Origin of the sequence: Vibrio penaeicida, from assembly GCF_002933855.1 — a bacterium.
In the GTDB taxonomy this organism is placed as follows: domain Bacteria; phylum Pseudomonadota; class Gammaproteobacteria; order Enterobacterales; family Vibrionaceae; genus Vibrio; species Vibrio penaeicida_A.
This window is the reverse complement of record NZ_BFAQ01000041.1, coordinates 33,811-57,898: the sequence shown is the minus strand read 5'-3', so window position 1 is coordinate 57,898 and position 24,088 is coordinate 33,811. Positions and strand designations below refer to the sequence as shown.

At 44.4% G+C, this 24,088-nt stretch carries 22 protein-coding genes; 3 read left to right on the top strand and 19 right to left on the bottom strand.

Annotated elements, in window-relative coordinates; genetic code table 11:
* Positions 1 to 41: 41 nt before the first annotated feature.
* Positions 42 to 2,159, bottom strand: a complete 2,118-nt coding sequence (fadJ, locus tag VPNCDNU1_RS21770; RefSeq protein WP_104402290.1) for a fatty acid oxidation complex subunit alpha FadJ — start codon at positions 2,157 to 2,159, stop codon at positions 42 to 44.
* A complete protein-coding gene (gene fadI / locus VPNCDNU1_RS21765; protein WP_104402289.1) occupies positions 2,159 to 3,466 on the bottom strand; it encodes an acetyl-CoA C-acyltransferase FadI in 1,308 nt (435 codons plus the stop codon). The genes fadJ and fadI overlap by 1 nt, the downstream gene beginning before the upstream one ends.
* 606 nt (positions 3,467 to 4,072) lie before the next feature.
* Between fadI and VPNCDNU1_RS21760 the strand changes: the two genes are divergently transcribed.
* The 3 genes from VPNCDNU1_RS21760 (at position 4,073) to VPNCDNU1_RS21750 (ending at position 6,877) form a co-directional block, all read left to right on the top strand.
* A complete protein-coding gene (locus VPNCDNU1_RS21760) occupies positions 4,073 to 4,636 on the top strand; it encodes a sigma-70 family RNA polymerase sigma factor (protein ID WP_101112731.1) in 564 nt (187 codons plus the stop codon).
* The gene (locus tag VPNCDNU1_RS21755; protein WP_104402288.1) at positions 4,629 to 5,345 is read left to right on the top strand and encodes a DUF3379 domain-containing protein; all 717 of its coding nucleotides are present in this window, start codon (positions 4,629 to 4,631) and stop codon (positions 5,343 to 5,345) included. Before VPNCDNU1_RS21760 ends, VPNCDNU1_RS21755 begins: the two co-directional genes overlap by 8 nt.
* Before the next feature lie 308 nt (positions 5,346 to 5,653).
* Positions 5,654 to 6,877, top strand: a complete 1,224-nt coding sequence (locus VPNCDNU1_RS21750) for an OmpP1/FadL family transporter (RefSeq protein ID WP_104402287.1) — start codon at positions 5,654 to 5,656, stop codon at positions 6,875 to 6,877.
* Between the two features lie 84 nt (positions 6,878 to 6,961).
* On the opposite strand, the gene VPNCDNU1_RS21745 is transcribed toward VPNCDNU1_RS21750, so the two are convergent.
* The 17 genes from VPNCDNU1_RS21745 to VPNCDNU1_RS21665 all read right to left on the bottom strand — a co-directional run bounded on the left by VPNCDNU1_RS21745 (position 6,962) and on the right by VPNCDNU1_RS21665 (position 24,085).
* Complete coding sequence (locus VPNCDNU1_RS21745; protein ID WP_104402286.1) at positions 6,962 to 8,806, bottom strand: ABCB family ABC transporter ATP-binding protein/permease; 1,845 nt, start codon at positions 8,804 to 8,806, stop codon at positions 6,962 to 6,964.
* Positions 8,807 to 9,041: 235 nt separating this feature from the next.
* A complete protein-coding gene (locus tag VPNCDNU1_RS21740; protein ID WP_104402285.1) occupies positions 9,042 to 9,800 on the bottom strand; it encodes an MlaA family lipoprotein in 759 nt (252 codons plus the stop codon).
* A 406-nt stretch (positions 9,801 to 10,206) separates the two neighbouring features.
* Positions 10,207 to 11,427: a c-type cytochrome biogenesis protein CcmI gene (gene ccmI / locus VPNCDNU1_RS21735; RefSeq protein WP_104402284.1), complete on the bottom strand. Its 1,221-nt coding sequence runs from the start codon at positions 11,425 to 11,427 to the stop codon at positions 10,207 to 10,209.
* The gene (locus VPNCDNU1_RS21730; RefSeq protein ID WP_104402283.1) at positions 11,424 to 11,918 is read right to left on the bottom strand and encodes a cytochrome c-type biogenesis protein; all 495 of its coding nucleotides are present in this window, start codon (positions 11,916 to 11,918) and stop codon (positions 11,424 to 11,426) included. The genes ccmI and VPNCDNU1_RS21730 overlap by 4 nt, the downstream gene beginning before the upstream one ends.
* Positions 11,915 to 12,469 (bottom strand): DsbE family thiol:disulfide interchange protein, encoded by a 555-nt coding sequence (locus VPNCDNU1_RS21725; RefSeq protein WP_104402282.1) that lies wholly within the window; start codon positions 12,467 to 12,469, stop codon positions 11,915 to 11,917. Before VPNCDNU1_RS21725 ends, VPNCDNU1_RS21730 begins: the two co-directional genes overlap by 4 nt.
* A complete protein-coding gene (locus tag VPNCDNU1_RS21720; protein WP_104402281.1) occupies positions 12,470 to 14,446 on the bottom strand; it encodes a heme lyase CcmF/NrfE family subunit in 1,977 nt (658 codons plus the stop codon). It abuts the gene before it with no gap.
* Positions 14,443 to 14,928: a cytochrome c maturation protein CcmE gene (gene ccmE, locus VPNCDNU1_RS21715; RefSeq protein ID WP_104402280.1), complete on the bottom strand. Its 486-nt coding sequence runs from the start codon at positions 14,926 to 14,928 to the stop codon at positions 14,443 to 14,445. The genes VPNCDNU1_RS21720 and ccmE overlap by 4 nt, the downstream gene beginning before the upstream one ends.
* Positions 14,925 to 15,131, bottom strand: coding sequence for a heme exporter protein CcmD (gene ccmD, locus VPNCDNU1_RS21710; RefSeq protein WP_104402279.1), 207 nt, complete (start codon positions 15,129 to 15,131; stop codon positions 14,925 to 14,927). Before ccmD ends, ccmE begins: the two co-directional genes overlap by 4 nt.
* Positions 15,132 to 15,134: 3 nt before the next feature.
* The gene (locus VPNCDNU1_RS21705) at positions 15,135 to 15,887 is read right to left on the bottom strand and encodes a heme ABC transporter permease (RefSeq protein ID WP_104402278.1); all 753 of its coding nucleotides are present in this window, start codon (positions 15,885 to 15,887) and stop codon (positions 15,135 to 15,137) included.
* Between the two features lie 154 nt (positions 15,888 to 16,041).
* Positions 16,042 to 16,710 carry a heme exporter protein CcmB gene (gene ccmB / locus VPNCDNU1_RS21700; RefSeq protein WP_104402277.1) on the bottom strand — a complete coding sequence of 223 codons (669 nt, stop codon included), beginning with the start codon at positions 16,708 to 16,710 and terminating at the stop codon, positions 16,042 to 16,044.
* Between the two features lie 3 nt (positions 16,711 to 16,713).
* Positions 16,714 to 17,331, bottom strand: a complete 618-nt coding sequence (ccmA, locus tag VPNCDNU1_RS21695) for a cytochrome c biogenesis heme-transporting ATPase CcmA (RefSeq protein ID WP_104402276.1) — start codon at positions 17,329 to 17,331, stop codon at positions 16,714 to 16,716.
* Positions 17,332 to 17,589: 258 nt separating this feature from the next.
* On the bottom strand, positions 17,590 to 18,090 hold the full coding sequence (locus VPNCDNU1_RS21690; RefSeq protein WP_104402275.1) for a DUF2802 domain-containing protein: 501 nt from the start codon (positions 18,088 to 18,090) through the stop codon (positions 17,590 to 17,592).
* Entirely contained in the window at positions 18,090 to 18,584 is a 495-nt protein-coding gene (locus VPNCDNU1_RS21685; RefSeq protein ID WP_101112766.1) for a chemotaxis protein CheW, read from the bottom strand. Before VPNCDNU1_RS21685 ends, VPNCDNU1_RS21690 begins: the two co-directional genes overlap by 1 nt.
* Positions 18,585 to 18,623: 39 nt before the next feature.
* A complete protein-coding gene (locus tag VPNCDNU1_RS21680) occupies positions 18,624 to 19,919 on the bottom strand; it encodes a chemotaxis protein CheW (RefSeq protein ID WP_104402274.1) in 1,296 nt (431 codons plus the stop codon).
* Complete coding sequence (locus tag VPNCDNU1_RS21675) at positions 19,912 to 20,688, bottom strand: ParA family protein (RefSeq protein WP_104402273.1); 777 nt, start codon at positions 20,686 to 20,688, stop codon at positions 19,912 to 19,914. Before VPNCDNU1_RS21675 ends, VPNCDNU1_RS21680 begins: the two co-directional genes overlap by 8 nt.
* Positions 20,689 to 20,697: 9 nt before the next feature.
* Positions 20,698 to 21,840 carry a protein-glutamate methylesterase/protein-glutamine glutaminase gene (locus VPNCDNU1_RS21670; protein ID WP_104402272.1) on the bottom strand — a complete coding sequence of 381 codons (1,143 nt, stop codon included), beginning with the start codon at positions 21,838 to 21,840 and terminating at the stop codon, positions 20,698 to 20,700.
* A 13-nt stretch (positions 21,841 to 21,853) separates the two neighbouring features.
* Positions 21,854 to 24,085, bottom strand: coding sequence for a chemotaxis protein CheA (locus tag VPNCDNU1_RS21665; RefSeq protein WP_104402271.1), 2,232 nt, complete (start codon positions 24,083 to 24,085; stop codon positions 21,854 to 21,856).
* Between the last annotated feature and the right edge of the window lie 3 nt (positions 24,086 to 24,088).

The window sequence follows — 24,088 nt, the reverse complement described above, 5'->3', positions numbered from 1 at the left end:
CAGCTTTGCGCTGGCTTATGAACTTCGTCTTTTTCTTATTTTTAAGAAGCATTATGGAAGTTTTCTTCGTTTCCTGCTCTGGTAAGTAAACCATCGCATGGAGCAAAACGATCGCCGTATTTCTGTGCAAATTCGTTCATGATAGCGACCAGTTCTTTCAAACCAATTTGGTCCATATAGCGGAAAGGACCCCCTAAGAAAGGAGGGAAACCAATTCCAAAGATCGCACCGATGTCACCGTCACGAGCACTGCGAATGATGCCTTCATCCAAACATCTTACTGCTTCATTCAACATTGGTAGGACACAACGAAGCGCGATGTCTTTCTCTGGTAATTTGGATTCAGGCGTAAGCTTGAGCAGCTTATAAACGCTCTTATCCACCTCTTTCTTCTTGCCTTTATACGTGTAGAAACCTTTTCCACTCTTGCGCCCTTTACGACCATCGTTTAGCAACGTATCAAACACATCCGGCGCTTTAAATCGAGCACCCAACTCTTCGATTAGGATGGGCATGATCTTAGCCCCCACATCCACTCCCACTTCATCCAGTAGGGTAATAGGACCAACCGGGAATCCGAAGTTGAGCAGTGCATCGTCCAGCGTTTCAATAGGCTCACCACTCAATAGAACATGGGCGGCTTCATTCATATAGGGGGCAAGGATTCGGTTAACAAAAAATCCCGCTTTATCGGCAACGACAATAGGTGTTTTACCTTGTTTGCGCGCAAAACTGACTGCGGTAGAAATCACCTCGTCGGAAGTACCTTCATGAGGAATCACCTCTACCAGTGGCATTTTTTCGGCGGGGCTGAAGTAATGCAGACCGACCACGTTTTCAGGGCGCTCACATTCTGCCGCTATTTGGTGAATAGGTAGGGAAGACGTATTGGTAGCAAATATGGTGGTGTCTTTCGCATGTTGCTCTATTTCTTTCACCATCGATTGTTTTAGAGCCAAGTCTTCGAATACGGCTTCAATGACAATATCAGCATCGCTGTATCCGACGTAATCGATTCCTCCCGTCAGTTGCGACATATTATATTGCACACCTGCTTTGGTCAGAATTCGACGTTTCTTCTGCTTAGCAAACAATTTGTGGTTGTAGTTGATCGCATTCAAGATGCCATCGTTAGACACGTCTTTAACACGAACTGGCACGTTCGCTTTCGCAACCGATACGTGGCTTATCCCCGCTCCCATTAGCCCACCACCTAGCACGCCTACTTTCGAAATGTTTCTTGGTTTGGCTTCACTACCATTTTCTTTCTTCATTTCAGTGGTTGCGAAAAAGATGGAACGAAGCGCTTTTGACTCGGCAGTCATGCACAGTTCACCAAACTTTTTGGCTTCTGTCGCTAAACCCGCTTGTATCCCTTTTTCTAAGCCTTCACGAATAACTTCAAGAATCGCCTCGGCAGCGGGGTAATTGCCACGCGTTTTCGCTAATGTCTTCTTAATCGCTTGGTCAAAGATGAATTTACGACCAAGGCGATTGCCCGACATCAGCTTCTCTTTAGTATCCACCGAGCGCTTAGCTTTCTTTTTACTCGCAAATGTCTTGGCAACATCCAATAAGATGGATTGGGGGACACTGGCGTCAACAACGCCCAATTTCTTCGCTTTTTTTGCACGAAGCTGTTTGCCTGTCAAAATCAGATCCAAAGAACCTAATAGCCCTATTAAGCGAGGAAGTCTCTGAGTTCCGCCTGAACCAGGCAACAAACCTAATTGTACTTCTGGTAGCCCCAATCGGGTTTTATCTGAATCCGTACACACTCGATAGTCACAGGCAAGCGCTAACTCCAAGCCACCACCTAAACAAGGACCGTGAATGGCAGCCACGGATGGAAAAGGTAAGGCTTCCAAACGCGCGAACATTTGCTGCCCTTGTTTGGCTAACCCTTCTGCTTCTTCCGCAGTGGTGCATGCATCTAGCATTCTTACGTCGGCACCAGCCACAAAATTATCGGGTTTAAGCGAATGAATCACTAACCCTGTGAGTTCGTTCTTTTTGGCTTCTAGTTCAAGCAAAATCGCCTGCATTTCATCTGAAAATTCTGCTTGAAGCGTATTCATTTTCTCGCCAGGAACATCAATGGCTAGCCACGCGAGATTTTTATCGTCTATTGATAATGTAAATGCACCTTGACCTGCCATTATTCCACCTCCAAAATCATCGCCGCACCTAAACCACCCGCGGCACACGCAGTATTCAACGCTAACCCGCCTCCACGGCGTTTAAGCTCACGCAGTGTTTGAGTAATCATTCGCGCACCAGTTGCAGCAAATGGGTGCCCGTAAGCAATAGACCCACCAAGAACGTTGAATTTATCCATATCGATTTCGCCAATGGCTTTATCTCGACCTAGTATTTCTTTAGCGAACTTATCGCTGGCGAACATCTTCACGTTAGCCAACGTTTGTGCAGCAAAGGCTTCGTGCATATCAATAAGTGTAAGATCGGATAAACTAATGCCTGCGCGATCGAGCGCCATGGGCGTCGCATGCGAAGGTCCCATCAGCATATCTTCTTTTACATCAATTGCAGAAAATGCATAAGAGCGTATGAAGCCCATGATGTCGAGCCCTAACTCTTTTGCTCGACCTTCACGCATAATAAGCAGCGACGCTGCTCCGTCTGTCAGTGGTGTTGCATTCGCAGCCGTTACGCTGCCATATTGCCTATCAAACGCAGGGCGCAATTTTGCGTACCCTTCAATGGTTGAGTCCTGACGAATATTATTATCGGTATCAATCCATTGCTTGTAAGGTTCGGGAAAAGCGGTCATCACTTCGTCTCGAATTTTTCCTTCTTTCCAAGCTTGCGCAGCTAAGGTATGAGAGCGATGAGCTAATTCATCTTGGGCTTGGCGAGTAATTCCATGCGTTTTTGCCATTTGCTCTGCCGTTTGCCCCATGGATAACCCTGTGGAATATTCAGCCACTGCAGGAGGTACTGGCATCAAATCTTTGAAGGAGAGCTTGCGCATGATAGAAAGCTTTTGCCCCGTCTTTTTTGCCTTACTCAAAGCAAGTAAAGAGGCAGCCAATTTTTTGGATACGCCAATAGGTAACACTGATGAGGAATCAGCCCCACCAGCAACACCAATATCTATCGAACCAGAAATGATACTTTCCGCTACGTTCACCGCAGACTGAAAACTCGTCGCGCACGCTCGCGTCACACTGTAGGCATCGGTATGAATATTCATACCAGTACCTAATACGATTTCACGTGCAATGTTTGGCGCTTCTGGCATTTGCACAACCTGACCAAATACCACTTGATCGATTAGGGCTGGATCAATATCGGCGCGTGTCAGCATTTCACTGACGACCATTTTCCCCAAGTCAACGGCGGGTACCTGAGAAAACTCGGTGCTTTGTCTTGCAAATGGCGTTCTTAGCCCTGCAACAACCGCAATCCTTTCTCCGGAACGCGTCCTTAAATCCTGAATGCCCATTATATCTCCTTAAAGAGGTCAGACCTGTCATGTAACAAAAATGTTATCAGATTAAAACGCATGTTTGAATCGCTTTTTATTTTATAGCGTGATCTAGGACTAAAATGTAGAGAGTTACACGTAAGAAATCGTAAGTGTAGTGCAGAAAAGGCAGGGTAATAACTGTGATAAATATTCAGATTGCGTTACATTAAAACTGTGAATCTGGAACGTTGGATAAAAAAAACCACACGTAAAGTGTGGCAGGAATCGATATATAGCGTATCGCCAAAATTAAAAAATCAGTTTCCTGATTAGGAGAAAGTAAAGTCAGCCTTCAAAAGGAAGTGTCATCTTGCTCAACGTGCTAACCACGAGTGGTTAACCAGATGACAAGACGTACTATAACCAGATTCCATATATGGATTTTGAATTAGATCAATTTATTTGTAGTTTATGCAATGCTGCCAAGTGGATAATTGCTTAAGAAAGAATCAAAATGACATTTCTAAGCTCGGCTGTTTATGCCAAACCATCCTCTTAATTAGAAGTTCGCTTACTTTCAGTGAGTTAGAACTCTCGGGTGTTGACCTACCATAGACACAGCGAGAGCAAACGGAGGCTCAAGTGTCGATTATCGATTTTTTTGGAAAGAAAAAAGAGAAGCGTCCGGTCAATTCTGATATGGACAAGCAAAAAAGATACGAAGCGCTCGTGCGCGCTTACCACACCGACTTATATCGCTATGCGTATTGGTTGTGTAAAGACAGTCATGTTGCGGAAGACTTGGTACAAGAAACCTGCTTACGTGCTTGGCGGGCGATAGATAGCCTGCTAGACGAAAAAGCAGCGAAGTCTTGGTTAATTACCATTCTACGCCGTGAAAACGCACGTCGTTTCGAAAGAAAACAGTTAGAATTGGTGGATATTGATGACCACGGCAACGATGCGAAAGTCTCTGACGACCCGCATCACCAGCAACAGTGGCTTCAAAATCAAATTATGAAATTAGAGGTCGAGTATCGAGAACCATTGTTCCTCCAAGTTGTTGGCGGATTCAGTGGCGAGGAAATTGGACAAATTCTGGAGCTAAATAAAAATACGGTGATGACACGTTTGTTCAGAGCCAGAAACCAGCTCAAAGAGATGCTTGAAGATTCTCAATCGGATATGGGGGTGCATAATGGATGATTTAGAATTTCGCCGTCGCATTATGTCAGATCCAAAGGACAGAGACGACGAAATCGAATTGGCGATTTCTCAAAACAGTGCAAATGCCAAATTTGTTGATGACATTTTGAGCCTAGATGCACAGCTAGAAAAAGCAATGAAAGTGGATGTGCCTGATGGGTTGGCCGATCGCGTTTTGTTTAATCAAAGCGCTGAAACGGAACAGCCTAAGTTTGCTAAAAAAGCACTCGCCATGGCGGCATCGGTAGCATTTGCTTTTGGACTATTGGTGGGGCAAGTCAATTGGGGTGGACTTGTGGTAACTCCAGCTTATGCAACCTTGGCAAATACTGCCTTGGCACATGTTACAGCTGAGAAACCATTTATTAACCCAATTGATGAAAATGTCTCTTCTAACCAGATCAACGTGAAAATGAAGCCATTTGCGTATCACTTCTCGCAAAACTTTCCTTATCACGTTTATTACTTAAACCATTGTGGTTTTGGGGCTTCAAATGCAATGCATATGGTATTTGAAGGAGAGCATGGACGAGTGACACTTTTTGTTACTAATATCCCAGCCCCCGAATCTCAGACGTTTGTCAAAGATGGAATGTCTGGAATTGTGATGCCATTGATGGACGCCAGCATGGTGATTGTAGGAAGCATGGATGAAGATGTAGCGAAAATTGCTGAAACGCTGAAACCTATTATTCATCCTGCTAGCTAAGCACTGTAACAATGCCTCATCACTTCGATGGGGCATTTTTTTATCTTCTGAATCCCGCCAATTATTCTTACCATCTTCATCGTTGGTAATTGACACACTTCACAACAATTTATTGTGCTTTTTTCCTCATTTCCTGAATGTTATCTACGCTTTAAACAATGGTCGGATTTCATTTAATGGTTCTCAGAATTAATATCTCCGCCATTGAGTAAATGCTCAACTAAAAGCAGGGTTACCTACCCCTATAAAAGGTAGGTATGTACAGTTCCAAGCAACTGACTTGGAAGAAAAATAATAAGGTAAATCCTATGAAAAACTCGCGTCTGTTTAAAAAAACGGTTATCGCTACCACTATTGCTCTCGCCTCTCAACAAGCTATCGCGGCTGGTTTCCAGCTTAATGCTCAATCTGCGACTGGTCTTGGCCGAGCGTTTGCAGGCGACGCTGTAATTGCAGATAACGCTTCTGTAATGGCACGTAACGCCGCTGCAATGGCGCTGTTTGAATCGTCTCAGTTTTCTGGCGGTATTAATGTCATTAACACTGAAATTACAGTGTCAGATGTTAAAGCAGGTGGAGTTGTAGCAACACAAGATTCCGCGAAGAACACATCTTCAACTCCAGTACCAAACATCTACTACATCCACCGTTTAAGCGACTCCATCGCTTTGGGTGCTGGTATCTACTCAAACTTCGGTACTAAAAACAACTTTGACGATTCTTTTGGTAAAAAGTTAAATCCGCAACTAGCACTTTTTGGTGGTAACACTGAGATTAAGAGCGTTAACTACGCACTAGCCGCTTCTTACCGAGTGAATGAACAACTTAGCCTAGGTGCGGGTCTGGATATCGTTCAGGGTTCTGGCGTCATGAAACGTGACACGTCTGGTCAACTTCTTGACCTAGATGTATCTGGTACTGGTTATGGTTTCAATGTGGGTGCTGTTTACGAGCTGGATGCTCAAAACCGATTTGGTTTGGCTTACCACTACAGCCCTGAAATAAAAGCAAGCGGTACTATCAAGCTACAAACGGTGAATGACCTTTCTAATCAAGACCTTCTGCTTCCACTTCCAAGCATGCTTGAATTCTCTGGTTACCACGAGCTTAACAACACTGATTTCGCTGTACACTACAGTGTTCAATGGATTGGCTGGAACGCTTTCGACAAGATCGAAACAAGCAAAGGTACATTCTCTAAAGATTACAAATGGAAAGACGGTTACCATTTCTCTCTTGGTGGTACTTACTTCCTAAACGAAGCTTGGACACTGCGCGCAGGTTACATGTACGACACAGCAGCTCAAGACGAGCTGACGTCTATCTCTGTACCTGATTCTAACCGTCACTGGTTGTCTGCTGGTGCTAGCTACAGTTTCGCCGAAAGGCATACGGTTGACCTAGGCTTTACTTACCTAATGGGTCAAGATGTTGAAGTTACCGAGTACAGTGCACCAAATACAGTTGCTATGACAGCTACAACTCATGCAAATGCTATTCTGGCTGGGATTCAATACAGCTACAGTTTCTAATCAGAACGAATTAGCCGAGTTGAATAAAAGAGTTGGTATTGCACCAACTCTTTTTTGTTTGTATTGAGTTTATTGAAACTAAAATTAGGCTTCTTTAAGTTGGCTTTGCCACATTTGGGCATATTGCCCCTTTAAATCCAGCAATATTTGATGGGTTCCCTGCTCCAAAACCTTCCCTTGTGACAGCACAACGATTGTATCAGCGTCCACTATGGTCGAAAGACGATGCGCGATAGTGATCACTGTTCTCCCTTTAGACATCAGTTTCAAACTCTCCTGTATTTCTCTTTCTGTTTCTGTGTCTAAGGCAGAGGTCGCTTCATCAAGCAGCAAGATAGGCGGGTTTTTTAGCAATGTTCTTGCAATGCCTACGCGCTGCTTTTCTCCACCTGAAAGCTTTAACCCTCGCTCACCCACTTGGGTCTGATAACCATCTGGCAACTGTTCAATGAAATGGTGTATCTTGGCCGCCTTGGCCGCTTCAACAATGTCAGCTTGTGAAGCAGAAGGTCTTCCGTAAGCAATATTGTATTGGATGGTATCGTTGAAAAGTACGGTATCTTGCGGAACAACGCCAATCGCGCTATGTAAGCTGTCTTGAGTCACGTCTCGTATGTCTTGACCATCTATTAGGATAGTACCGCTACTTACGTCGTAAAATCGAAACAGAAGCCTTCCTAAGGTCGATTTTCCTGATCCAGAAGAACCTACTATGGCTACCGTCTTCCCAGCGCTTACCGCAACGCTCACATCATTTAAAATTTGGCGCTGTGATTCATAAAAGAAATCGATGTTCTTAAAACTTAACTCTCCAGTTGAAACCGCCAAATCGGGTGCATTTTCTTTGTCTTTCACGTCCGGTTCTTGACGAAGTAATTCAAACATCTCCCCCATATCTATCAATGACTGGCGAATCTCTCGATACACGAACCCAAGGAAGTTTAACGGCATCATGACTTGCATCATGTAAGCGTTGACCATTACAAAACCACCCACAGTCAATACTCCGGAATTCACATCTCTAACGGCAAGCAACAAGGCGAGTATCATACCGCCATTTAGCAAAAGGGCTTGCCCTAGGTTGAGTAAGGCTAACGAATTCACTGTTTTTATCGATGCCGCTTCAAAGCCCTCCATTGATTGGTCGTAACGTTTTGCCTCTCGCTTCTCCGCACCAAAATACTTAACCGTTTCAAAATTAAGTAAGCTGTCGATCGCTTTTTGGTTCGCATCTTTGTCTTTGTCGTTCATTTCTTTACGAATTCGCACCCGCCATTCCGTAACCTTTGCAGTAAACACGATGTAAATAACAACGGTTAAGCTCACCACCAGCAAGTACCAGAAATCAAAAGCGAACAGCAAAATAAGAGAAATGAGCAATAGCTCAAGAATGAGCGGACCGATGCTAAAGAGCATGAACCTAAGCAAAAACTCTATGCCTTTTACTCCACGCTCCATTACTCGGCTTAAGCCACCCGTTTTCCGCGTAAGGTGGTAGCGAAGAGAAAGGCGATGAATGTGCGATATAGTTTCTAGGGCGACAGAGCGGAGAGCGTGTTGCCCTACTTTTGCGAAAACGACATTACGTATTTCTTCAAAACCGATTTTTAAAACTTGGTTCATTCCATACGCGACGACTAACCCAGCAGCTCCTAAGGCCAACAACCACTCTGGTGAATCATTTTCTGTCGCCATTATATCGACGACCGCTTTGTACAAAAACGGAGTGAATACGGCTACCAACTTGGATAAACCAAGAGCAATCATCGCTATGACAACTCTGCGTTTCACCCATGGTTTGTTCTTTGGCCACAAATAGGGGGAAATTTTCTGAATCGTATTCCAGCCACTTTCACGCGCTTGATTCTCTAATTCTCGATTATTTTTGCTGACTTGATCTGGTTTTCCGACATCGCTAGTTTCTGACATACATTTCCTGCATTGGGTTATCTAACCGTAATATGATCAAAGGTCTATACCCGAGATTTATTCTACTTTTAAGGTGAGTATAGAGAGATTTTTGACCCGACAATGAGATTCCTTGGTATACGACGGTTTGGTACGAAAAAAGCCTGACGATTTATCGTCAGGCTTTCAAATTTGTGAAGTCTGTAGGTTTTACTTAAGCTTTTTGCCTAATCAAGCTACTCATCAAATTCTTCATCTAATCAAACTCTTCATCTAAGTAGTCGTCTAAGAAATCTTCTTCCTCTTCTTCTACTGTTTCCGTGATTCCCGCTTTGAAATCGCGTCGTTGTAGATATACGTCACGAGACAACGCGTACGGATCCGGTGACGACTCCAGCGTACCTTCTTGTGGAATCAACAGGTAACGTTTTTCCAAGCCTTCTAGAGCCCACTTCCCAAGACCTGCCCAAAAATTCAAATAAGACAACGGAACATACATGCCATCAACAGTATCCGTTGTTTTCCGTAATGTTATTGGTCCATACCCGGGCACCATAAAATATGGACCATGCCCCACGCCGTGGTAACCCAGCATATCACTGAATGCACGGTCATCTTGTTGTGTTATACCAGCAGCGGATGCGACATCAATGAACCCCAATAAGCCCAATGTCGAGTTGATCCAAAAGCGATTGAAGTTTGTAAGCGCTTGTTCACCCTCGCCCATTAAAAGGTTGTTGACCATACTGGCTGGTTCATCAAGATTCGCGAGAAAGTTACCAATCCCGCCACGAACTGGCTCGGGCACCGTTTCAACATAGGCAACCGACACTGGGCGAACAATATAAGGATCAAGATAATCATAATTGATATCAAACATTGTTCGGTTAAAGCTTTCAAACGGATCATTCGGATGAGAAAGACCGTCATGCTCATCCTCTGGTACAGAAGAACAACCGACTAAAAAAGAGGCTAATAACACTAATAGCCAGGAACTAACTTTATTCAACAACATAGTCCTTTACCAAAAACAAAGACCGGCTTCTGCCGGTCTAATACCCAAGTCACCTCAAGGCGCTTGGTTCAGCGAGAATTAACTGGCTTCCAGACAAGACACCGATTTGAAGTTCTAGTCATTCTAAATCAAAAATCGGTAACGAAGTATGAAAGCCAGTTAAACTCGCCCTTGGGAGCCCATATTCTTTCCCATTTCATCGTCAAATAACTTGGAAAGGACTGGTCATTCCACTACGTTCTTCTCCTTGAACTGGAACAGAATATGAGGCTCTGAATTCAGCATCTTGAGGTCACTTGGGTATATTATCAATTCTTAGCGTACTCAAGTAATTCTCTTTATTCTAATGATTTCATATTATTCATCAACTTGAATTGATAACGACGCCAAACACAAAACAATACCATTAATAACGTTTATCTATTGTTAAAGCAACATTATCTCCTAATTTAGCAATATCACTTTGCCCATGCCAATCCCCATCTCGGCTAGCAACATTACCATCCGCATCAATTCGAGCTTTCACGACAAGCTCATCCAAGCTAGACAGTTTAATGCCTTGTATCATGCTATTTCCGTCATCAAGCACGACTGTTCTAGGAAAAGATCCCAGTGGATAACGCGCAGCAGCGACTGGCATTGGGCTTCCATCGGCTCTGTGAACTGATACGATCAATACAGCATTAGGATCAGGGCTCACTTCATCGGCTAACGCTATGCTGACTTGAACCGATTTACCTGCAACCGCAGCGGTTTCTCCCAATTTAAGCTTTGCGTTTTGAATACTGCGACCCAACATTTCATACCGGTTATCTTCTGGACCAATCATCTGTTGCATTGCTCCCCAATAACGAATAGCTGCGGCGTAATCACTGCGCTCAAAAGAATCAAACGCTAGCAGTGAAAGAACTCGTAAATCGACTCGATCTTGTTTAACTAATCGGTGTAACAAAGAACGAGCTTTATTCTGGTCCACTTCATCAGATGAAAGCATCAACGCTTGCGCATATCCTAGCTGAATATCGGAATCTTTAGGTTCAATGCGATAGGCTTTTTTCATGGCGCCTATCGCGGTAGTCACATCTCTATTTGCCAATGCAATACGCCCTAAAAGCATCCAACCAGTTGAGTCGTCCGGTTGATGATGTAAGCGAGTACGAAGAGCGAGTGTCAAATCCTGCATCTCGTCTTCTGTGAGTGCTTGACCTTCTGGCGACATCAGCTTCTTGGTAAGAGCAGGAAGGTTGCTATCGGCTTGATGCCAATCCAGTACTTTCTGAGACCCACCAAACTGGTAATACACCCCGTAAGACAACACCACTACAAATAATACCGACGGAATCGCTACGGCTAATGTAGAAATCTGAGTTGTCGCTTCGTTTTTCTTTGCTTTAGGAACATCGTCTAACAACGTTTGTTTAAGATCAGCAATTAAATCATCCTGATTCTCAACTAGCCCTTCTTTTGCTTCTTCTTCTAGTTCGCCTAAACGATCTTTGTAGAAAGCTTTGTTAAGTTCATCACGCCGCGCGTCGTCATCGACAGTGCGTCTCTGAACCAAAGGAAAAGCAATAAGCACGCTAGAGATAGCAATGATGACCGCTGTAGCTATCCAGAAAAAAGTCATTTTCGCTCATCTCCCGTTTCAGATTCTTCTTTAAGCAAGGCTTGTAGCTGCGCTTCTCTTTCTGCATCCCAGTCGGCAGATTTCACGGAATCTTGACGGGAAGGTTTACGGCGGCTTCTTAAAACGATAAACCCAAACCCAATAACCAATACGCCAATGGGTCCAAGCCACAATATGGATGTAACCACTGTAATTGGTGGGTTATAGGTAACAAAATTCCCGTAGCGGGCAATCATGTAGTCAATGATTTCCTGCTCCGTTTTCCCTTCTTTCAACATCTCGTAAACTTTCAGGCGGAGATCTTGCGCTAAGGCAGCGTTAGAATCGCCAATAGAGTTGTTTTGGCACTTAGGGCAACGTAACGTGTGCCCTAGTTCTTTGAATAACTGTTCCTGCTCAACAGAATCAAACTCGTATATTTCTATGCTCGCCAATGTAGGTAAGGCGAACAAAGCGATAGCAAGGAATACACTGCGTAATTGCTTAATCATTTCGCTGACTCCTCCACTAACCGTTGATAAATTGGTTGCAATATTTCTTTCCAATTTTTCACGTTTACATCACCAACGTGTCGATACTGAATAACACCATTTGCATCAACGATATAGGTTTCTGGTGCCCCGTATACGCCTAGGTCCAAGCCAAGCATACCGTTACCATCAAACAAACTGATCAAGTAAGGGTTACCTAATTCATTTAGCCATTGCACCGCTTTTTCACGGTTGTCTTTGTAATTAAGACCAATAATCTTCACGCCGTTAGCCGCTAACTCATTTAGGTATTTATGCTCGGCATAGCATGTCGGACACCAAGTTGCCCAAACATTAATAAGTAATGGTTCACCGACGAAGATATCTTGTTCATACAATCGACCTGGCTCGGCTAAGTCTTCAAGCTTAAACTTGGGAACAGGCTGACCAATCAATACTGACTCTAATTTTGTTGGGTCATCCCCGCCTGCATTGCGGCTTAACTGAGTAGCAAACACGGCGACCAGTATCAAAAAGAAAGCCAGTGGAGCAAAAAGTATATTTCGATTCATTTAGGCTTCCTTCTCTTTCAGCTCGGTTGCTCTTTTAGAAGGCTTTCGGAATCGATATCGCTTATCACTGATTGCCACGATGCCACCAAAGGTCATGAATAAACTGCCAAGCCAAATCCACCGAACAAAAGGTTTGTAATAAATGCGCACAGCCCATGCATCACCGTCGTCCAACCTTTCACCCATTGCGATATACAAATCACGTGTGACGCCACGATCTATCGCTGCTTCTGTCATCATGGATTTTGCCGTGTTGTAGAAACGCTTTTCTGCATGAAGAACGTTCACAAACCGACCATCTTTCGTGATTTCAAAATCTGCGATATAACCATCGTAGTTCGGTCCATCGTTATCGCGTAAACCTTGGAAATAGAAGTTATACCCTTGGATTTGGAAGTTTTCTCCTGGCGCTAGACGCACATCACGCTCAATGCTGTAGTTCTGTACCATAGCAATACCAATCACGGTAATCGCCATACCTATATGACCAAGCATCATCGCCCAATGGCTTCGTTGGAGCTTTTTAATACCCACGCTAAAGCTGTGTCGGTGGGTTGCTCTTTGATGCAGTTCAAAACCATGCATCGCGATGATCCAAATTGCCATCACCCAACCTAGATACGCTAGCGCTTCAAAAGAATCCGCGAGAAGGAATACAAATGCTGCACCAAGCACTAAAGAGATAATACCTGACACTGCCATCGGCTTTTTAAGGCTACTAAGATCGTCACGCTTCCATCGTACCAGTGGCCCGATACCCAACAAGAAAGCAAAAGGCACCATCAACCACGTGAACAACATATTGAAGAAAGGTGCACCGATAGAAACTGAACCTAAACCCAATTGCTTATGGACCAAGGGAAGCAAAGTACCGACAAGAACCACCACCAAAGCTGCAACGAGAATTACATTATTGGCAAGTAGGACATTCTCACGGGAAAACAAAGCGAAACTGCCACGTACCCGGACAGATGAACCTTTCAGCGCAAACAGCAATAACGAACCACCGATAATGAACACCAAGAACCCTAAAATGAACATACCGCGAGCAGGATCAGACGCAAATGCATGCACAGAGACCAAAATACCTGAACGTACAAGGAATGTGCCTAGTAAACTCAGTGAGAATGCAGAAATCGCTAATAGCACCGTCCACGCTTTAAATGTTCCGCGTTTTTCCGTTACAGCCAGAGAATGCATCAACGCTGTACCCGCTAACCAAGGCATGAAAGAGGCATTTTCTACCGGGTCCCAGAACCACCAGCCACCCCAGCCAAGTTCGTAGTAAGCCCACCAAGAACCCAATGCAATACCTAAAGTTAAAAACAGCCAAGCTGCGGTAGTCCACGGTCTCGACCAACGTGCCCAAGCGGTATCTAACCGTCCAGTCATCAAAGAAGCAATTGCGAATGAAAACGCGACTGAAAAGCCGACATACCCCATGTAAAGCATTGGCGGGTGAATAATTAAACCTGGATCTTGAAGTAGAGGGTTTAAATCACGCCCATCAACAGGAAAGAATGGCAACGTGCGAAGAAACGGGTTTGAAGTAACGATAATAAACAGTAGGAATCCTACAGTGATCATTCCCATTACGGCTAAAACACGTGCAACCGATTCTTGTGGCATTCCGCGGCTAAATGTCGCAACCGCAACCGTCCATGCTGCTTGAATCAACACCCACAGAAGCAGTGAACCTTCATGGGCTCCCCATACAGCGGTTAGGCGATAGTACCAAGGAAGTAAACTATTTGAGTTAGTTGCAACATACGTAAGAGTGAAGTCATTGGTATAAAATGCCCAAAGAAGCACAAAAAATGAGACGAGAATGAGCAAGAACATTCCCCAAGACAGCGGTCTTGCGGTGTTCATAAGCGTGATATTGTTTTTTGTGGCACCAACCAGAGGAAGTAGGCTTAGCAATACCGCAAAGCCAAGAGACACTATTAGAGCAAAATGCCCAAATTCAGCGATCATTGTGTGCTCTCCGATTTTTGTGCATCTGTATATTCCAAAGGTTCATGCACTTTCTTCATCGCTTCTGCAATTTCCGGTGGCATGTACTCTTCGTCATGTTTCGCTAAGACTTCAAATGCTTCAATCGTCGTTGCATCTTTTAAGACACCTTGTGCGACAATACCTTGACCTTCACGGAACAGATCCGGAAGAATTCCGTCATACAGAATCGTGACTTTTGGGCCAACATCAGCTAAATCAAACTGCACTCTAAGCGACTGAGAATCGCGAGAAACAGAACCTTTCACGACCATCCCACCAATTCTTAGGCGCTGACCGACTTCGGGTTTGGAACCATCTGGCTTACCATTAACAAGTTCAGTTGGTGTGTAGAATAGATCCATATTCTGGTTCAATGCATACAGCATCAAACCAATGGTGGCACTTAAGCCAAGTACTAGGGCAAGAACAAGACCGAGCCTCTTTTTACGTCTTGGATTCATAGGGTATTCTCCAAATTCTTAGCGGCATCAATTCGCGCTTGGCGATCGATCTTGGCATTTACTTCATTCATTAGATTTCTACCTCGTTTGATGCTGCTAAACAGAAGAATCAACATGGAAAGAAACGTAATACCAAATGCCCCCCATACGTAGGACGCATAGCCACCCATGGCGAAAAAATCACTGATAGATTCAAAATGCATTGTCTACTCCTTAGTACTGGCTGGAGACGACGCCAAGGCTTGTACCCAAGGACGATGGCTTTCTTTGCTAATAATTTCGTTTTTGAATCGGATCATTGTGACTGCACCGAAGAAAAAAGCGAACCCCAAAATATTCAACAGCAACGGCCAAAGCATATCGTTAGATATCGACGGTTTAGCGAATTTTGTTATCGTTGCGCCTTGGTGTAAGGTATTCCACCATTCAACAGAAAAGTGAATGATTGGAAGGTTAATCACCCCCACAATGGCCAGAATACCGGCCGCTTTAGCGCCTGTCTTTTGGTCATCAAATGCGTGATAAAGTGCGATTACACCAAGGTATAAAAATAGAAGAATCAATTCGGAAGTTAATCGTGCATCCCATACCCACCATGTGCCCCACATTGGCTTACCCCATACCGCACCAGTAACCAGTGCAATAAAAGTATAAACAGCGCCGATAGGTGCCATTGCCGCTGCTGCCATGTCCGACAAACGTAATTGCCAAACAAGACCAATAAAGGCTGCGATTGCCATCGACATATACACACCCATCGACCAAATTGCCGAAGGAACGTGAATATAGATTATCCGGAAACTGTCTCCTTGTTGATAATCAGAAGGCGCATACGCTAACCCCCAGATGGTACCAGAGACTAAAAAGACGGCAGCCAAGATGGAAAACCAGGGCAGAAGCTTATCGCTTAGCCGGTAGGCTTTCTCGGGCTTGGCATAGGGATGTAGCCATTTCCACATGGTTAAGGTCTCACTCTTACTTCTAGGGCTTCCTTTTTTAAGACGGTTAGGTCTTTGGAAGTTGTAATATTAATTATTTATATGTGTTACTTAAAAAGCTGTAGCACATTCCTGACACTTTAACGGAATGTTAACTAAAAAAACTTGTTCAATATCAATTGACGCTTATGCGCAATGATGCACTTATCGCAAAAGGCGTTAGCGTTGCTGCACCAGCCAGCATTGCCCCCAGTATGGCAATTTGACCGTTATACGCGACCCCCAAACCTGCTGCATCTATCGCTGAGGTCGCAAAAATCAGTATCGGGATATACAGAGGCAATACGAGTAAACTTAAAAGAACGCCACCCTTCTGCAATCCAACAGTAAGAGCTACACCTATTGCGCCAATGAAACTTAATGTTGGTGTACCCACTAGAAGTGTTAAAACCACGGCACTCCAAGTATTAAAGTCTAGAGACAATAAGATTGCCAACAACGGGCTAATGAGTATCAGTGGTACTCCGGTCAAAATCCAATGCGCGATAACTTTTGCCATTACCGCCAACGGTAAAGGAACAGGCATCAACATCATCTGTTCCAGTGCTCCATCTTGAAAATCATCTCGAAAGAGTCTTTCTAATGAAAGCAATGCAGACAATAACGCTGCAACCCAAACGACGCCGGATGATATCCTTGCAAGTAAATTTGGCTCGGGACCGATACTTAAAGGAAATAAAGTAACGACGATAATGAAAAACCAAAGTGGATTAAGAATGTCCGCCTGACGACGAAAGGCAATGAGTAGTTCACGCCTTATTATTGATATCATTGCTCCAATCATTGACTACTCGCCCAATTTGATTTTTCTGAGAAGAGGGTTGTCTGCGAACATATCTTGGTGAGTGGTTAAGAGCACCATCCCTCCTTTCTGCGCATGAGTGACAAACAGTGATTCTAGTACTTTAACACCCTGTTTATCGATTGCGGTTAAGGGCTCATCTAATATCCACAGGGGATGTTCGCTAAGCCATAACCTTGCTAATGCTACTCGCCTTTGTTGACCAGCTGACAATTTACCGACTGGTATATCTTCCCGACCTGCAAGACCTACTTGAGCTAACGCTTTCCATAATGCTTTTTTGTCTTTCAACCCTTGATGGACGTTCATATAGAACTCTAGGTTTTCTTGTGCACTGAGCTCTTTTTTAACACCCGTTTGATGCCCTAAAAAAAGAAGGTCGGAGTGGTACTCTTCCCTTGATGAAAATATGCTTTCACCTTTCCAACAAATAGAACCTTCTTCAAAGTCCCCAAGACCAGCTATGATACGCAGCAGCGTTGTTTTTCCGGTTCCGTTTCGCCCTTCTACTTGGATTAAATCGCCAGGGTTAACCTCAAAAGAGAGCGCTTCGAACAGCACTCTTTCATCGCGGACAGCAGTAAGATTGGATACGTGTAACATGGGTAAATGTCTTGATTTTATTAAGGGTATATCTTAGCACAATGCTAAATGCACTAAACAGGATGCTCCACCAAGATTGATGAAAGAGCGTAAAAAAACGTTAATCAAACGTCATATTTTTATAAATATGTTTACTAGATCATGTAATTTTCAGAATGATAAGGCGTATCAATCGAGAGAACAGCGATTGCGATATGGGAAGATCAATAAAAAAAGGAGCCAGCGGCTCCTTTTAATTATGTAGAAGTATCTTTTTGATCATTTTACGTTTTTTTGAGGACGTCTTTGATCTTGTCTTCGGCGCGGAGCTGTTCGACCACTAAGGGGAGGAACTTTTTCCTTTCCTGCTATCTTATTTTGTAAAGACATCATTAGTTCAGCTTCAGCCTTAGGTAACTCGCACTCTTCAATAAGTTCGTTTATACCTGCACCCAATTGAACCATCTTGCTCGCTCGGGTATACAATCGACCATCACTGTCCGTATGTTCAATCTCAGTAATACGCTCGTTTAGGTGCTGAATTATATCCTGTTGCTCTGCAACTTTCTGCCCAAGCCCGACCATTACGGATCTCACTTCAAGCAATTGTTTGTTCGTCTTTTGAAGTTCTTTTTCCAAAGTTCGAACTTGTTGGCGTTGCTGATCTATTTTTTGACGACCACTTTTTCGAATTCTGAGAAAAAACAATACCAATAGCGAGGCAACTAAAACTGAGCCACCCACTACAAAAGGTAAAACAGAATACAACTCGTCGGTCATTATAGGTGAGCCATTTCGTCCCATTCTTCATCAGAAAGAAGCTTATTCAAATCAACCAAGATCAGAAGCTTGCCATCACGGTTGCTCACGCCCTGGATAAATTTAGCACTTTCATCAGTACCAACACTTGGAGTAGTGTCGATTTCAGAAGAACGTAGGTAAACAACTTCAGCTACGCTATCGACAAGAATACCGATAACCTGACGCTCAGATTCGATAACAATAATACGAGTGTTGTCTGTAATCTCACCTTGCATTAAGCCAAAACGAGAACGAGTGTCGATAACAGTGACAACATTACCACGCAAATTGATAATGCCTAGAACGTAATCTGGGGCTCCTGGAACAGGAGCAATTTCCGTGTAGCGTAAAACTTCACGAACTTGCATTACGTTGATACCGTAAGTCTCATCTTCTAGCTGAAACGTTACCCATTGCAGAACCTCGTCGTTAACTTGGTCTTTTCTTACTTCTACTTCATTAGCTTGAGACATGTTTTATCCTCATCTGTGTCGCTACCGACAATTCTACTACTAACTGTCTAATGCTTTGACATCCAGCCCGGCATTGAGCATGGAAACTAACTCTTCTACATGAATTAAAGCACACATTTTCTCTTTAACCATGCCTGCCAACCAAGGTCGCTTACCTGCGCTTTCACGCCAACGAACCTTTTCCGGCTCTAACCACTCGGTGCCCATCAATTGATTGGCAGCGAGCCCCCAATGGCTTTCGCCCAGCATTACAATATATTCATAATTCTCACGATGAGAATTATCAACCAGTTTTTCCGACATAACCCACCTAGCTGTATCGACAACATCAAGTTGGTCTTTGCGGCTTGTTTGTAAACCCAAATACCAATCAGGTCGACCAATCAGGTGATTCAATTCTTCGTTCTTGCGATGAATTCCGCCTAGTTCATCTAGTGGCACCGCAAAAGTCACGTTATTTACATCAAAATAGAGTACTTGAAACGCTTCATGCCTTGCCACTGTGTGCCAAGTATCCTCTGAATCGCCACCAGTTTCGGTTTGAGCTTCAACTTTGGTTTCAACTTCAGGCTCTTCAACCTTCTCTTCAACAATAGGCTGTTGTACTTCAGGCGCACTATCTACTTTTGCAATTTCAGGCTCATCGACATTTATCTCTGGCTCTGAAATGACGATCTCAGGTTCTTCACTAGCGATATCTGGCTCAGCGAATACTACCTCTGGTTCGTCAACTGCCCATTCTTGAATTTCGTCTGGCTCAAACTGAGTAACAACGTCAACGTCTTCAACAGCGGTTTTATCGACAACTGTAATCTCAGGCTCTTCAGCGCTAAGTGTCGCAATCTCGACTGTGTTCTGACCAATTAATTCATCAATTTCCGGTTCATCAGCGATATTGGTTGATTCGAGTTGGCTCAACAAACGTTGAACATCTTCCAAATCCGGCGCTTCAAATTCGTTGTATACCGTTTCAGTATAGGACGGAATAGGCTCAGGTTGTACTTCAGGTTGAGGGTCGAGGTCAAAACTCTCTTGCTCCGACTCCAATCCTTCAGGCGATTGAGCTAAAGACGTTGATTCTACAGAATACTCTGAAGGTTCAGAATGCGGTATATCATCCTCTGGCGCTACATCGTCAGTAAGATCAATTTCCCGCTTCTCTACGTTTACAGACACTGTTGGATCGACAGAGTCTGCTTGGGCATCTTCTGTCACCCTTTTTTTGGCATCAAGTGCTTCTGCTTCCGCAGACAACAACAACCCCTCTTCATCAAGAAGCGAGGTAAAATATTCATCTAAAGCCTGTTCGCTAGAAAGCACTGAATCTTTAATCATCGAAAGCTAACCTCTCGAGATAAAGTAATAGCTGCTTATAAGCAAAAACGCCACGACTACCTGATGCAAAGTGTGAGGCAGGAAGGTGTTTTAAACTCGCATCTCTAAATTTTGTATCAATAGGGATAGCTGAAGGCCATACCTGATTTGGGTAACCTTTCTTTAGCTGCGTTAACGTCTGCAAGGAGGCGTTAGTGCGTTTATCATACATCGTAGGAACGATTGTGGTTTTGAATGGGTCTGGGCGCGACTTCTGCATAATTGCCAATGTTCGAACCATTCTCTCTAGCCCTTTCATGGCGAGGAATTCGGTTTGAACAGGAATTAATATTCTATCACTTGCCGCGAGCGCATTAACCATCATGACACCAAGAATAGGTGGACAGTCTATAAGCACATAATCATATTCATCTTGAACAGATAGTAGCGCTTTCTTAAGAATCAGCCCCATGCCGCTTCGATTACCCATAACACGGTCTAATGTCGCTAACGACATATGCGCAGGAATAATATCGATATTTTCGATATCCGAGCCCAATATCAAGGCTTGAACGCTCGATTTTTCAACTTGTCTTAACTGAAAAAGATCAAACAAACTCGAAGGGACTTCATCGGAGTCGTAACCCAAATAAGTTGTTAACGATCCATGCGGATCGGTATCGACTAGTAGCACTCGGTGCCCTTGCTTGCTTAACAGCCCAGCAAGAGTAACCGTTGTAGTGGTTTTCCCCACTCCACCCTTTTGGTTAGCAACGCTCCAAACTACCACATTGGCTCCTTAGGATAGTCCAACTTCGACCAGAATACGCTCTGCAATTCGATCCAGAGGCAAATCTTCTGTCGATAAGCCCGCTTTTGCCACAGCCTGTGGCATGCCATATACAACACAGCTCTCTTCATCTTGTGCCCAAATGGTTGCACCGGCAGTTTTAAGCATCCGTGCGCCTTCACGCCCATCTGCTCCCATACCAGTCAGTACCATAGACAACACTTTATCTTGATAGATTTTTGCAGCCGAGCCGAACGTTACGTCCACGCAGGGCTTATAGTTCATCCGCTCGCCACCATCAATAATTCGCAGCTTTGCAGATCCAGGGCGACCATCGATCATCATTTGCTTACCGCCTGGCGCAAGATACGCACAGCCAGCCTTTAAGATGTCTCCATCTTCTGCTTCTTTCACCTGAATCTTACATAAAGAATTTAAACGAGCGGCAAATGCAGCAGTAAATGTAGCGGGCATATGTTGAATGAGAACAATAGGGTGCGGATAATGACCAGGCAATTTGGTCAGAATCTTTTGTAGCGCAACAGGTCCTCCCGTAGAAGTACCAATCGCTGTAATTTGATATTTCTTACCCGTCGCTCGAAATTTGGCACTCACCGACCGGCTGCGTTCTTGCGCCGGAGCTGGAGCCGACCTTTGCAATGCAGAAGCCGCCGGACGTGTAGTTGTACGCGCAGCTGCACCAGCCGAAATGCCACTTTCGGATGCACCAGCAATTGGACGACGCATAAATGCACGTTTACGCGAAATTTCTTGTACGCGTTGCTGCAATAAGGTGACAGCCTCATCGCGATTACGAGCGATATCTTCGAATTTCTTAGGAAGAAAATCCAAAGCCCCGGCATCAAGCGCATCTAGAGTAGCTTTGGCACCATCATGAGTAAGCGAAGAAAACATCAAAATTGGTGTAGGTTGCGCCTTCATGATTTCACGAACAGCCGTGATGCCGTCCATGACAGGCATCTCGATGTCCATTGTAATTACATCTGGCTTTATTTTGATGGCTTTTTCAACAGCTTCTTTACCATTGACGGCCATATCCACTACTTCTAGGCGCGGATCTGAGTTGATAATTTCACTTACGCGTCTGCGAAAAAAGCTCGAATCATCAACTACTAATACTCTTACCGCCATATTATCCCTTCAATTAAATATGCGAGCGAGTGGCATATTTCTTCAATAAGTTTGGTACATCTAGAATCAATGCAATATGACCATCACTGGTAATTGTCGCACCAGCCATACCCGGTGTACCTTGCAATAATTCATCGAGTGGTTTGATAACCACTTCTTCTTGACCTATCAAAGAGTCCACGACAAACCCAACACGCTGACTGCCCAATTGAACAATAACAACATGTCCATGGTTTGACTTTTTCTTTCCATCAGAACTACTTGGAACAAGCCAATGCTGAAGGTAGAACAGTGGGATCGATTTTTCTCTAACAATGATCGTAAGTTGACCATCAACGGTGTTAGTTTTACTCAAATCTAGATGGAATATCTCATTTACACTTGCAAGTGGCAGTGCGAATGGTTGTCCAGAAACGCCCACCATAAGTGTCGGTAGGATAGCGAGGGTTAACGGTACCTTGATGGTAATCTTGGTGCCTTTGCCCATTTCTGAGTCAATATCGATAGACCCGTTTAAGGTATTGATCGCAGTTTTTACCACGTCCATACCTACACCACGCCCTGAAATATCCGAGATTTCTGTTTTGGTAGAAAATCCTGGCATGAAGATGAGGTTATAACACTCTTTAGGCGACAATCGACCTGCCGCATCCGCGTCCATCAAACCGCGATCAACAGCGATGCTTCTGAGTTTGTCGGCATTCATGCCGCCACCATCATCTACAATACTTAGTTCAATATGATCACCTTCCTGCGAAGCAGAAAGTATCACTTTACCTGTGCGCGATTTACCGTTTTCAACACGGACATCTGGCATTTCTATGCCATGGTCAACCGAGTTACGGACTAAGTGAATCAATGGATCCGCAAGTGCCTCAACCAAGTTTTTGTCTAGGTCGGTCTCTTCACCACGCATTTCAAGAACAATATCTTTCTTCAAGGTCCGCGCTATATCACGTACAACTCGAGGGAAACGCCCGAATACTTTCTTGATAGGCTGCATTCGAGTTTTCATTACTGCACCTTGGAGGTCTGCAGTAACGACATCTAAGTTGGCGACAGCTTTCGACATTTCTTCGTCGTTGCTATTCAAACCTAGGCTAACCAATCGGTTACGAACCAATACAAGTTCACCAACCATGTTCATGATGTCATCTAATGTTGATGTATCAACACGAACGGTCGCATCAGCTTGTGGTTTCTTCGATTCTTTTGCCGCTGCTGGTGTTTGTGCTTTCGCTGGCGCGGCTGGTTTTGCAGCGGCAGGCTTCTCAACCGGTTTAGGTGCTGGTTTAGGCTCAGCTTTTGGTGCTGGCGCTGGTTCAGGCTTTGGTGCTGCTGCAGCTGGAGCTACTGGGTTCGTTGCAGCTTCAAGTTCTTCTGGAGATGGACCTTTACCAGAGCCATGAAGCTGATCAAGCAAGTTCTCAAATTCATCATCTGTCATTAAGTCTCCGCCGATGCCCGCAGAAGGCGCTGCTGGTGCAGGAGCGGCTGGTGTGACAGGAGCCGGAGCTGGAGAATCAGATGCGCCACCTGTAGGGCTACCACCTGAGCCATGCAGCTCATCGAGAAGCTTTTCAAACTCATCATCGGTAATATCATCACCACCAGATGCTATGTCAGCAGCTGGAGTTGGAGCAGGTGCAGGCGCTGGTGTACTACTTGAAGCTGATGGTGAACCTTTACCATGCAATTCATCAAGCAAGGCTTCAAACTCATCTTGAGTTATTTCATCAATTGACCCTGCATCGGTGGATGTATTTGATACGGGTGCTGCTGGCGTTTCCACTACAGGTTCAGGAGCCGCGACTGGAGCAGGCTCTTCAGCGACAGGGGCAGCTTCATCAGCACTTTCAGGTTTACACAAACGATGAAGTTCTTCGATTAACACTGGGTCTGCAGGCGTGAGCGGCTGTCTCTCTTGAACGGCTTCAAACATGACGTTCACTGCATCAAGTGCTTGCAGAATGGTATCCATTAGCTCAGCACTTACAGAGCGCTGGCCATTACGTAAAATGTCGAAGATATTCTCCGCACCGTGACAAACGTCTACCAGCTCGGTAAGAGCCAAAAACCCAGCACCACCTTTTACGGTGTGGAAACCACGGAATATTGCATTCAACAGATCTTTATCGTCTGGATTGTTTTCCAGTTCTATTAGCTGCTCTGAAAGCAGCTCCAGGATCTCACCAGCCTCGACCAAAAAGTCCTGTAGAATATCTTCGTCTAATTCGTAACTCATATA